The sequence below is a fragment of the Aestuariivirga sp. genome (assembly GCF_037139295.1).
Classification (GTDB): domain Bacteria; phylum Pseudomonadota; class Alphaproteobacteria; order Rhizobiales; family Aestuariivirgaceae; genus Aestuariivirga.
This window is the reverse complement of the sequence record NZ_JBAXGR010000092.1, coordinates 1-11,785: the sequence shown is the minus strand read 5'-3', so window position 1 is coordinate 11,785 and position 11,785 is coordinate 1. Positions and strand designations below refer to the sequence as shown.

Annotated in this window: 10 protein-coding genes and 1 pseudogene; 9 read left to right on the top strand and 2 right to left on the bottom strand. The window is 64.3% G+C overall.

Features of this window, described 5'->3' with window-relative positions; translation table 11 throughout:
• Both rsfS and rlmH read left to right on the top strand, forming a co-directional pair.
• Positions 1-760 (top strand): ribosome silencing factor (rsfS, locus tag WCJ41_RS17205; RefSeq protein WP_336907066.1); only part of this gene is annotated, 760 nt, incomplete at its 5' end.
• A gap of 4 nt (positions 761-764) precedes the next feature.
• Positions 765-1,247: a 23S rRNA (pseudouridine(1915)-N(3))-methyltransferase RlmH gene (gene rlmH, locus WCJ41_RS17200; RefSeq protein ID WP_336907065.1), complete on the top strand. Its 483-nt coding sequence runs from the start codon at positions 765-767 to the stop codon at positions 1,245-1,247.
• 41 nt (positions 1,248-1,288) lie between these two features.
• On the opposite strand, the gene WCJ41_RS17195 is transcribed toward rlmH, so the two are convergent.
• Both WCJ41_RS17195 and WCJ41_RS17190 read right to left on the bottom strand, forming a co-directional pair.
• Positions 1,289-2,020: a hypothetical protein gene (locus tag WCJ41_RS17195; protein ID WP_336907064.1), complete on the bottom strand. Its 732-nt coding sequence runs from the start codon at positions 2,018-2,020 to the stop codon at positions 1,289-1,291.
• A 109-nt stretch (positions 2,021-2,129) separates the two neighbouring features.
• Positions 2,130-4,628: pseudogene (locus tag WCJ41_RS17190) on the bottom strand (arylsulfatase).
• Between the two features lie 299 nt (positions 4,629-4,927).
• Between WCJ41_RS17190 and WCJ41_RS17185 the strand changes: the two are divergent.
• The 7 genes from WCJ41_RS17185 to WCJ41_RS17155 all read left to right on the top strand — a co-directional run.
• A complete protein-coding gene (locus WCJ41_RS17185) occupies positions 4,928-6,160 on the top strand; it encodes a peptidoglycan DD-metalloendopeptidase family protein (protein ID WP_336907063.1) in 1,233 nt (410 codons plus the stop codon).
• The gene (locus tag WCJ41_RS17180; RefSeq protein ID WP_336907062.1) at positions 6,157-7,506 is read left to right on the top strand and encodes a S41 family peptidase; all 1,350 of its coding nucleotides are present in this window, start codon (positions 6,157-6,159) and stop codon (positions 7,504-7,506) included. Before WCJ41_RS17185 ends, WCJ41_RS17180 begins: the two co-directional genes overlap by 4 nt.
• A 190-nt stretch (positions 7,507-7,696) precedes the next feature.
• Positions 7,697-8,890 carry a divergent polysaccharide deacetylase family protein gene (locus WCJ41_RS17175; protein ID WP_336907061.1) on the top strand — a complete coding sequence of 398 codons (1,194 nt, stop codon included), beginning with the start codon at positions 7,697-7,699 and terminating at the stop codon, positions 8,888-8,890.
• A complete protein-coding gene (locus WCJ41_RS17170) occupies positions 8,890-9,387 on the top strand; it encodes an RNA pyrophosphohydrolase (RefSeq protein WP_336907060.1) in 498 nt (165 codons plus the stop codon). The genes WCJ41_RS17175 and WCJ41_RS17170 overlap by 1 nt, the downstream gene beginning before the upstream one ends.
• 38 nt (positions 9,388-9,425) lie before the next feature.
• On the top strand, positions 9,426-9,605 hold the full coding sequence (locus tag WCJ41_RS17165) for a hypothetical protein (protein ID WP_336907059.1): 180 nt from the start codon (positions 9,426-9,428) through the stop codon (positions 9,603-9,605).
• Positions 9,606-9,608: 3 nt separating this feature from the next.
• Complete coding sequence (locus WCJ41_RS17160; RefSeq protein ID WP_336907058.1) at positions 9,609-10,271, top strand: HAD family phosphatase; 663 nt, start codon at positions 9,609-9,611, stop codon at positions 10,269-10,271.
• A gap of 233 nt (positions 10,272-10,504) precedes the next feature.
• The coding region (locus WCJ41_RS17155; protein WP_336907057.1) for a DEAD/DEAH box helicase at positions 10,505-11,785 on the top strand (1,281 nt) is incomplete at its 3' end.

The following is an 11,785-nucleotide window of genomic DNA, read 5'->3' as shown; positions in this document are numbered from 1 at the left end:
GCCTGCTGCCAAGGCCAAGCCAATTGCCAAGGCCAAGCCAATTGCCAAGGCCAAGGCCAAGCCCACTGCCAAGGCCAAGCCCACTGCCAAGGCAAAGCCCACTGCCAAGGCAAAGCCCACAGCGAAAGCAAAGCCAGTCGCCAAGGCGAAGTCTGCAGCACCGGCAAAATCGGCTGGCAAGGCCAAGCCTGCCGCCCGGAAGACGGTCGCTGGCAAGGCCAAGCCCTCCACCCGGCAGAAGCCGGGCGGCTGGGGCCGGGCCGAAGGCAAGCCGAAGTTCCGCGCAGCGCCGCGCCCCGCAACCGAGGCCGAAGCACCGCCAAAGCCCGTGCCGGTCATCCCGGCGGAGTTGCTGGTCGATGGGCCGAAAATCAAGAAGCCCCGCAAGCCGCGCGGCAAGAAGGCAGACGCCCCGAAGCCCGTTGGTGCGCTGGACGTAATCCTCAAGCAGCTCGATGATTCCAAGGCCCAGCAGGTGGTGACCATCACGCTGGAGGAAAAGAAGGCCGTCGCCGACGTGATGGTGGTTGCCTCCGGCACGTCGAACCGGCACGTGGGCGCCATCGCCGACCAGGTTATGCAGAAGCTGAAGGAGCGCGGCTACCGTGACCTTCGCATTCAGGGCCTGCCGCAATGCGACTGGGTGCTGGTGGATGCGGGCGACGTGATCGTCCATATCTTCCGGCCGGAAGTGCGCAGCTTCTACAATCTCGAGAAGCTGTGGTCTGCCAACGCGCCTGACGACCAATGGGCGGTCTGACACTTTGCGGCTAGCGGTGATCGCGGCCGGGCGGTTGAAGCCCGGCCCCGAAAAATCCCTGGCCGAGGACTATCTCACCCGCGCTCAAGGGCTAGGTCGCAAATGCGGCATATCCAAACTGGCCGTCACCGAATTCAATGAATCCCAGGCCTCTTCCGCTGCTGCCCGCATGGCGGAGGAAGGGCGCGTCATTGCCGGGGCACTGCCACCCAAATGCTTCACCATCGTGCTGGACGAGCGCGGCAAGGCACTGGCGAGCGAGGCCTTCGCCGATTTGCTGCGCCGTCATCTCGACGGCGGCACAAGCGACATGGCCTTCCTGATCGGCGGGCCGGACGGGCATTCACCGGATGTGCGTGAGAATGCCGGATTGCTGATGAGCTTCGGCCCGATGACATGGCCGCACCGGCTGGTGCGGGTGATGCTGTTCGAGCAACTCTACCGCGCCGTGACGATCATCGCGGGACACCCCTATCACCGGGTGTAAGAAAGAGGCCCCCGGCGCAATGCCGGAGGCCGTAATGATCGTTACTTCGTCATCATCGACATGAAGTTCACCCAGCCGCGGGTGCCGAGGATGGCCTGGGTCTGGGCATCAAGCGTCACCGTGTCCATGCCGGCGGGCGGGATGGTCAGGATGGCCTCGTCGGCCGGCAGGTCACCGCCGGCATCGACGTCGGTCAGGTAGAACTTCGCCGGCTTGTCGGTGTCATTGATGATGTCCACCGTGAAGGAGAGCTGCACGTTGCCATCATAGCCGCCGCGCTTGTAGACGGGCATGGCCATCAGCTTCTGCTGGGCCGCCTGCAGCTGCGGCAGGTTCAGGAACAGGCCGACCGAGAGCAGGCCGTCATGCTTGCCATGCGGGAACACCGCGAAGCGGGCATTGTCGGTGCCCAGCACATTGGCAAGAATCACCGGGTCGGTCTGGCCGCCATCGGTTTTCACCAGGTTGGTGCTCATCTGGAAGGTGCCGATGGCACCCGTGCTGCCGCCCGGCGCGCAGGACTTAACCTGCAGCGGAACGGCGGGCGTCGTGATGGTCTCGACAGCCATGCCGGCCTCATCCTGGCACCAGGGTGCGGTGATGAACTGGCCGGTGATGGCGGCGGCGACCGGCGAGGGCACGCCGGACTTGGCGACCTCGAGGATCTGCGACACGCGGATCGGCGTGCGGGTATCGATCTGGCAGCCGGTGAGGGCGATGGCGGCAATGCCGGCCGTGACGGCGGCAAGCAGGTTCCTGCGGGTGATCATCATATAGTCTCCGTCCATTGGCGCCGGAGCGGGACCCCGGCAACGATTGCAGGATGGTCAATAGCTGTGCCGGGCGCTGGCGTCGAGAGCCAGTGCCCGCATGTGGTCAAATTCAGTCCGAGGCCTTCTGCATGGCGGCCTCGAGCCTTGCCTTGTCCGCCTCGCTCAGGACCGGGCGGTCGAGCTTGACTGTCAGCCTGTCGAGCTTGGCGGTGAGCGGGAATGGCGTCTGGTAGTCGGTTTCGTCAACGCTGGTGAGCGTGTCCGAGCCGATGTCGAAGCTCTCGTCCCACTGCAGGATCATCGGCAGCGTCTGCTCCATGGTCTGGGTGGCGACGACTGTGCCATCGACGGACAGCGTGCCGGTTCCGGGACGACCGACACCGCTGAAGTCGTTGAAGGCCAGCGTGCCGGCTCCCAACCCGTCATACTTGAAGTCGAAAACCAGCGTGTGCTTGCCGGGGCTGAGCGCATCCGGCCCCTGCCACTTGATGCGCTTCAGGTCCACCATGTTCCACGTCCACACGGGCTTGCCCTGAAGCAGGTAGAAGCCATAGCCGCCGAAACGGCCGCCGGAAGTGAGGATCACACCCTCCGCCCCGCCTTCAGGTACCTCGATCTCCGCCGTCACGGTGTAGGAGGTGTTGAGCAACAAGGGCGAGTCGCCCTGCGGCAGGCCGACCATCGGCGTGGTGTAGACGAACTCCGACCGGCCCGCCGTGATGTTGGGACGTGGCGCCACGATGCGCGCGGCGACCGAGGCGTCGAGCGGCAGCACGTTGTACTTCTTGGCCTATTCGTAGAAGACCTGCTTCAGGGCGGCGACCTTATCAGGGTTCTGCGCGGCAACATCCGTCACCTGCGAGTAATCGTCGTTGAGATTGTAGAGTTCCCACTCGACATTGTTGAGCGGGTCCGGGTTGGCGGGGCCGAAGGCTTCCCACGGCGCACGCTTCACCTTGGTGCTGAGGATCCAGCCATCCTGATAGATGGCATGATCGCCGAACATCTCGAAATACTGGGTGGTATGGCGCGAGGGCACAGCCGCATTCGCCTTGTCGAAGGTATAGGCGAAGCTGGTGCCTTCGATCGGTGCTTGGCTGATGCCGTCCACCACCTCCGGCGCCGGGATGCCGGCAGCTTCGAGAATGGTCGGCACCACGTCGATCACATGCGAGAACTGGCTGCGGATGCCACCCACGTCGGTGATGTGGCCGGGCCATGAGACCGCCATGCCCTGGCGCACGCCGCCCAGGTGCGAGGCGATCTGCTTGAACCAGCTGAACGGGGTGTCGAAAGCCCAGGACCATGCCGCCGACATGTGGTTGTAGGTCTTGTCGGTGCCCCACACATCGTAGAACTTCATCTGCACGTCGACCGGCAGCATGTTGAGGCCGTTGAAGAAGGCCACCTCGTTGGGCGTGCCGAGCGGGCCGCCCTCGGCAGACGTGCCGTTGTCGCCGTTGATGTAGATGATGAGCGTGTTGTCGAGCTTGCCCATATCCTCGACCGCCTGGATCACACGGCCGATTTCATGGTCGGTGTAGGCCGCATAGGCAGCGAACACCTCGACCTGGCGGATGAACAGCTTTTTCTCCTCATCCGTGGTCTGGTCCCACGGCTTGAGGATATCCGACGGCCAGGGCGACATCAGCGCATCCTGCGGAATGACGCCGAGCTTCTTCTGGTTCGCGAAGATCCGTTCACGGAGCTTTTCATAGCCGTCGTCGAACAGATGCATGGCGTGGATCTTGTCCACCCACTCCTGCGTCGGGTGGTGCGGCGCATGGGTGCCGCCCGGCACGTAATAGAGGAAGAAAGGCTTCGACGGCGCCGTCTGGTTCATGCGGTTCAGATAGTCGATGGCGTCATCCGCCATAACGGTCGTCAGGTTCCAGCCCGGCTTGCCCTCGAAGGGATAGATTTGCGTGGTGTTGCGGAACAGGTTCGGCTGCCACTGGTTGGCATCGCCGCCGACGAAGCCATAGAAATACTCAAAACCCATGCCGATGGGCCACAGGTCGAAGGGGCCTGCCTGGCTGGCCTGGAAGGCCGGCACGTTGTGATCCTTGCCGAACCACGAGGTGGCGTAGCCATTGTCCTGCAGGATGCGGCCGATGGTGGCCATGTTCTTGCCGATGATCGAGTTATAGCCGGGGAAGCCCGTCGACTGTTCGGAGATCACGCCGAAGCCCGCGGAGTGATGGTTGCGGCCGGTGATCAGGGCCGCACGGGTGGGCGAGCAGAGTGCGGTGGAATGCATCTGCGTGTAGCGCAGGCCGCTGGCCGCCACCCGGTCGAGTGCGGGCGTGGGGATGACGCCCCCGAAGGTCGATGGCACGCCATAGCCCGAATCATCCGTCATGATGAGCAGCACGTTGGGGGCTTGGCTGGGCGGCACGATGCGCGGCGACCACCATGGCGTTGACTGCAGCGCATTGTCCCTGATGACGCCGCCAAATTCAGGGGCGGGGGCCGGCAGCTGCTGGCCGCTGATCGACATGGTGGCGTCCGGTGCGCCGGGCGTGCCGTTGATCTGCTGAGCCGAGGCACCGGTGCAGAAGGCCGCCGCAAGACCGATGATGGCAAGGGTAAGGAAACGCGGCTTCATGGAGTCCTCCCATTCTTCAACTCTCGGGGGATGTTACACCAAGGCGCGTCTATGGGATTGCCTTTTCTCGACTTTCTTGCGTTTTGCCGACCGGGGCCAGGGGGCCGACGCGCTGCACGGACCGGGAAGCTGATGCGGACCTTGGGGTCATCTGATCCCGTGGCCTGCAATCAAGTCAAATCAGAAATTGCAGCAGCACGTCCAGCAGCCCCCGGCGGGTCATGATTAACGGAATGTAAATCGACCTCCGCGCAAAGCTGTGGCATGCAGCCTCGACGTTCCTGATCACCCCCGGACCCATGCGACACCTCGCAGTCTCAACCACCTTTCTGGCGCTGGCGCTCATGCTGCCGGGCGAAGCCGCACGTGCCCAGGAGCAGCAGCAGCTCGACACGCTGAAACAGCAGATCGAAAGCGGCAAGGCCAACGAGGCGCGCCTTGCAAGCGAGATTGCCGCCGCCGTTCAGGCGCAGGACGCGATTGCCGCCAAGCTTGCCGGCATTGCCCAGTCGATCCAGTCGCAGGAATCGGTGGTCAACAAGAGCGAGAAGGAGCTGGCCAGGCTGCGCCGGGACCGGGCCGAAATCCTGACCGCACTTGGCGAGAAGGAAGACGTGCTGTCAGAGCTCCTCGCCGGGTTGCAGCGGCTGGAACAGAACCCGCCGCCCGCGCTGGTGGTGGAGCCGGGTGACATTCTGGCGGCACTGCGCGGCGCCATGCTGCTCGGCACCATCGCCCCCGAACTCCAGGACGAGGCCAAGGCCCTGACGGCCAAGCTCGACCAGCTGAAGCAGCTGGAAGCCACCATCACGACCCGCAAGGACGACGTGGCCCGCGAGATCGCCCGCCTCAACGACGAGCGCGCCGCGCTGAAGGACCTCGTCACCCAGAAGCGCGCGCTGGTGAGCCAGGGCACGGCTGACCTCGAGGCGGAACGCAAGCGCACCGCCGAACTGGCTGCGAAAGCCAAGTCCTTGAAGCAACTTCTGTCCAACCTCGACGCCCAGCGCCAGCAGCAGGATGCCGCCAAGGCCGATGAGCAGCGCCAGCGCGAGCAGCAGGAAGCTCTGCTGCGCCAGCCCAAGGTTCCCTTCCCCGACGCCAAGGGCAAGCTGCCCTTCCCGGCCCAGGGGCAGATCGTCCGCCGCTTCGGCGAGCCGGACGGCCTCGGCCGCGACACCCAGGGGGTGATGATCGCCACCATGGCCAGCGCCCAGGTGACCACCCCGGCCGACGGCAAGGTGGAATTCGCCGGTCCGTTCAGGTCTTACGGGCAGGTCGTCATATTGAACCCCGGCGGCGGCTACCGCGTTCTGCTGGCAGGCATGGACAAGATCACGGCAAGCGTGGGAGAGTTCCTCCGTGCGGGGGAACCCGTCGGTGAAATGGGATCCGGCCCTGCTTCCGTCACACTTTTCGGTGATGTGGTGCCAGACGGAAGGCCGGTGCTATATATTGAATTACGGGATGGCACAGAGGCCATTGACTCAGGTCCCTGGTGGATCGGCGGTTTGAAAGAGGCGAGTGGATGAAGAAGAATACGCGGTTGCAGAATTTCGGCCTGGTGCTGGCGGGTGCGGTCTCCGCCTCGCTGCTGTGGCACGCCTTTGGCGCGGCCGGGGCGGCATCGAATGCCGATACCTACAAGCAACTGAACCTGTTCGGCGACGTGTTCGACCGGGTGCGCTCCGATTATGTCGAGGAGCCCGACGAGCAGCAGATGATCGAGGCCGCCATCAATGGCATGCTCGCCTCGCTCGATCCGCACTCGAGCTACATGAACAAGAAGCAGTTCCAGGACATGAGTGTCCAGACCCGCGGCGAGTTCGGCGGGCTCGGCATCGAAGTCACCATGGAAAACGGTGTCATCAAGGTGGTCTCCCCCATCGACGGTACGCCGGCCTCGCGCGCCGGCCTGATGGCCAATGACCTGATCGTCAAGATCGACGGCACCGAAGTGCAGGGCATGACGCTCAATGATGCCGTCGACAAGATGCGCGGCAAGATCGGCACCGACATCTCCCTGTCGATCGTGCGCAATGGCAAGGATCCCTTCGACCAGAAGCTGACGCGCGACAAGATCCGCGTCGAGTCGGTGAAGTATTCCATCGAGAACAACGATATCGGCTACATCCGCATCTCCTCCTTCACGGAGCAGACGCAAGAGGGCCTCGAGAAGGCGATGGAACACTTCCGCACCACCATGGGCGACAAGGTGAAGGGCTACATCATCGACCTGCGCAATGATCCGGGCGGCTTGCTCGACATGGCGATCTCGGTGTCTGACACCTTCCTCGACAAGGGCGAAGTCGTTTCAACCCGTGGCCGCCATGCCGACGAGACGCAGCGCTTCAACGCCACCAAGGGCGACCTTGCCAATGGCAAGCCCATCGTGGTGCTGATCAACGGCGGTTCGGCGTCGGCGTCCGAAATCGTGGCGGGTGCCTTGCAGGACCAGAAGCGCGCCACGCTGATCGGCACGCGCAGCTTCGGCAAGGGCTCGGTGCAGACCATCATCCCGCTCGGCGGCGAGGGTGCGCTTCGCCTGACAACGGCGCGCTACTACACGCCCGCCGGCCGCTCCATCCAGGCCAAGGGCATCGACGCCGACATCGTGATCGAGGAAGAGCTTCCGCCCGAACTCAAGGGCAAGAACGTCTCGACCGAGGGCGAGGCCGGCCTCAAGGGCCACCTCACCAACGAAGGTGGCGGCGACGAGGGCGGTGGCTCCTCGGCCTATGTGCCCGAGGACAAGACCAAGGACCTGCAGCTCAAGGCGGCGATCGACTTCCTCAACGGCGTAAAGGTTGTCTCCAACGTGAAGCCCAAGGAAGAGAAGCCCAAGGACGGCGCGGCTCCGGCCACAACGCCCAACTGATCTTTCGCGACAGAACACGCAATGATGCCCGGCCTTGTGCCGGGCATTTTCTTTTTCGCCACTTTCCGGATGTTTTAGCAATCTATCCGTTAGAATTAACAGGTCGTTAACGGTGCCGGCACGAAAGTCGGGGGTGAGCGAATCATGCCCCTAGCACTGACCCATGCCCCGAGATGAACTTCGCAAACCATTGAAACGGCTGACCCTTCGGGAGCGGCTGTGGCGCAGGCGTCCGCCAGCCCCGGTTGCTGCGGCAGTGGCGCTGGTGGCCGTTTTCGCCGCAGGCGGCCTTTGGCTGTCGCGGGTTCCGGAGCCGCTGGCGGGCGAACCGGTGGTGATGGCTGCCATTCCGGAGAATGCCGAACTCATCACCTCCGCGACCAGCCCTGCTGAGGACTCCGAACTCTCGGACAGTGCGGCAGACAGCCCGGAAGACGTCTTCGACCAGAACGCCACCGAGATCGTCGGCGGCGAGCAGATGGATGAGGCGCCGCCGGGCGTCGACATCGCGCCAGAGGATGCCGCAGCGCCGGAGAGGCATGAGGCGATGATCATCGTCGCCCCGCACCGGCCGCTGACCAGGGCGCCGGTCGAGGCGGTGACGGAGAAAACCGATCAGGGGCCGCTGCCGCGGGTGGCCAGCAACGGCAAGAAGCCCTTCGACGTCTATTCGCAGGTGACCCCGCTGTCCGTCACACACTCGGACCTGCCAAAGATCACGCTGGTGCTGGGCGGCATGGGCCTGAACCCCAGGCTCACCCGGAAGGCCATCGATGAACTGCCGGGCGACGTGACGCTGGGCTTCGCCCCCTATGGCGACAACCTGCAGGACCAGGTGAACAGGGCGCGCGCGGCGGGCCACGAGATCTTGCTGCAGGTGCCGATGGAGCCTGTGGGCTACCCTGGCACCAACCCCGGCCCCAGCACGCTGCTGAGCGACGTGAAGCCCGAGCAGAACCTCATCGCACTGCAATGGCTGATGAGCCGCTTTGCCGGCTATTCCGGCATCACCAACTACATGGGCGCGCGGCTGCTGGTGAGCGAGGATGCGCTGCGACACGTGATGAAGGAAGTGAAGTCGCGCGGCCTCGTCTATCTCGAGGATGCGAGCGTGAGCATGACGCTGTCACCCAAGGTGACAAAGGACCTGCGCCTTCCGGTGCAGCGCGCCAGCATGGTGATCGACGCCGAGCCCACCGTCCCGGCAATTCAGGCGGCCCTCGCCAGGCTGGAACGGGACGCGGCGCGCAACGGCTCCGTGATCGCCACCGGATCAGGCCTCGATATCACCATCGAAACGGTTGCCGAATGGGCAAAAACCCTTCAGGAAAAGGGCATACTCCTGGTGCCCGTGAGCGCCGCCTACAAGGGAAGAGCCACCTGATGACCAAGCACACTGAGATCACCGAATACCGCCGCTGCGTGGGCGTGATGCTGATCAACAAGGCGGGCCTCGTGTGGGTCGGCCGCCGCTTCGACAAGCAGAACGACGAGGGCAAGGGCCACTGGTGGCAGATGCCGCAGGGCGGCATCGACAAGGGCGAGGACGTGCGCGCCGCAGCGCTGCGTGAGCTGGCCGAGGAAACCGCCGTCACCTCCGCCGAGATCATCGCCGAGTCCAGCCACTGGTACAATTATGACCTGCCCGAACACCTGATCGGCAAGTCATGGAACGGCAAATATCGCGGCCAGACCCAGAAATGGCTCGCCTTGCGCTTCACCGGCGAGGACAGCGAAATCGATCTTGCCCCGCCCGGACACAGCCAGGAATTCGACCAGTGGCGCTGGGCCAATATGGATGAGCTGATCGAGCTGATCGTGCCCTTCAAGCGCCAGGTCTATGAGCAGGTGCTGGCCGAGTTTCGCCACCTCGGCACCTGAGGTTGCCCTCTAGGCCAAAGCCCACTAAAGCGCTGCCCATGTCCACCGCCCAGATCGTCCAGCTCCTGATCACCCTGTTCGGCATCGCGCTTGCGGTGATCGTCTTCCTGTTCGGACCTTACGACATGCTGGTGAACGGCATCATCGCTTTCGTGATCTTCGTGCTGGCGGGCATGGCGGCGGCCATCGCCTATGCCAGGCTCACGAAGAAGGGCTGAGCCATGCCGCATCTCATCTTCGATTGCGACGGCGTGCTGGTTGATTCCGAACCGCTGTCGATGCGCGTCGATGTGCAGATCCTGGCTGAGAACGGTGTTGTCATGAGCGAGTCGGAGGCGCACCGGCGCTTCGTCGGCCGCACCTTCTCCGCCATGCTGGACGAGATCAGCCGCGAGTTCGGCGTCAGCTTTCCTGCCGATGCCTCGAGCCAGAAGGACCTGCGCCTGCTCGAACTCTACGAGACGGACCTGCGCGTGGTGGATGGTGTCGAGTCGGTACTCGAGGCCCTGGGGCCGCAGCATTTCAGTGTCGCTTCGAACTCTCCATTGGAGCGAGTCGATACTGCGCTGCGCATCACTGCCCTCACCCGCTTCTTCGGCAACCGCATCACCACCTTCGAACATGTGGCGCGCGGCAAGCCCGAGCCCGACGTGTTCGTCGAGGCCGCCCGCCGGGCGGGCTTCGCGCCGCAAGACTGCATCGTGGTCGAGGATTCGGTGACGGGGGTGACGGCCGCGCACCGTGCGGGCTGCCATGTGCTGGGCTTCACCGGCACCCACCCGCACCCCGACGAGCAGGCGCCGAAGCTGCTCGCCGCCGGCGCCCGCACCGCTTTCGCAAAGATGGCCGAGCTGCCACGGCTGGTGTCCGAAAGAATTCTTTGACATTGCACTGCAGCACGCCCATATGGGGCCTGTCGCAAGTGGCCGACAGCAATACGTGAGGCGCACGCAAGGTGCAGCCGTTCCGGCCCGAACAGAAGTGACACTCCCGAACATACCTTTCACGTGGGTAGGTTTCAGCGCCCGCCCGGCCTGATGCAGATGATCTGCATTCGGCTCTTCGGACATGGCATGCGCTGCCCACTCATGGTCCGAAGACCGAAAGAAGAACTGAAGTGACGACTTTTAACGACCTCCAGCTTTCCGAACCCCTGCTCCGCGCCTTGACGGCCGAGGGCTACGAGAAGCCAACCCCCATCCAGGCCCAGTCGATCCCCAGCCTGCTCGCAGGCAAGGATCTCCTCGGCATCGCCCAGACCGGCACCGGCAAGACCGCAGCCTTCGCGCTGCCGATCCTGCAGAAGCTGGCCGCCCACCCGGAACGTGCCGCCAAGGGCACCTGCCGGGCGCTCATCCTGTCTCCCACGCGTGAGCTCGCCGCCCAGATCGGCGAGAGTTTCCGCGTCTATGGCAAGTTCCTCAAGGTCTCGCGCGCCGTCGTGTTCGGTGGCGTGTCGCTTGGCAAGCAGATCGACATCCTGCGCGGTGGCGTCGACGTCGTCGTCGCAACGCCGGGCCGTCTCGTCGACCTGATCGAGCGCAAGGCGCTGACCCTGTCAAAGGTCGAAATCTTCGTCCTCGACGAAGTCGACCAGATGCTTGACTTGGGCTTCATCCACGCGATCCGCAAGATCACCGCGATGCTGCCCAGCCAGCGCCAGAACCTGTTCTTCTCGGCCACCATGCCGAAGGAGATCGCAGGCCTTGCCAACAACCTGCTCACCAACCCGGTGCGCGTCGAGGTGGCCCCCGTGGCCACCACGGCAGAGCGCGTCAACCAGTCCGTGGTCCACGTCGATCCCGCCAACAAGGCGAAGCTCCTCGTGGAACTCCTGAAGGACAACAACATGACGCGCACCCTGGTGTTCACCCGCACCAAGCACGGCGCCGACAAGGTGATGAAGAACCTCTCCGCCGCGGGTTACACCGCAGCGGCGATCCACGGCAACAAGAGCCAGAACAACCGCGAACGCGCCCTTGCAGGCTTCAAGGCCGGCAAGATCCTCGTCCTCGTGGCGACCGACATTGCCGCCCGCGGCATCGACGTCGACGGCGTCAGCCACGTGGTGAACTACGATCTCCCGCATGTGCCGGAGTCCTACGTCCACCGCATCGGCCGCACCGCGCGCGCCGGAGCCGATGGCTCTGCCATCGCCTTCTGCACGCCGGAAGACCGTGGCCTGCTGCGCGACATCGAGAAGACCATCCGCACCCAGGTGCCGGTGGTTGAACATGCGCTCGGCCTCAAGGGTGTTCAGCAGCTTGCCCCCACCTTCGGCTGGAACCCGGCCGGCAAGGACAAGCCCGCTGCAAAGCCGCATCACCGCGGCCAGGGCCCCAACCGCAACCACGGTGCAGGCAACGGCCACAAGCAGGCCAATGGCAGCAAGCCCCAG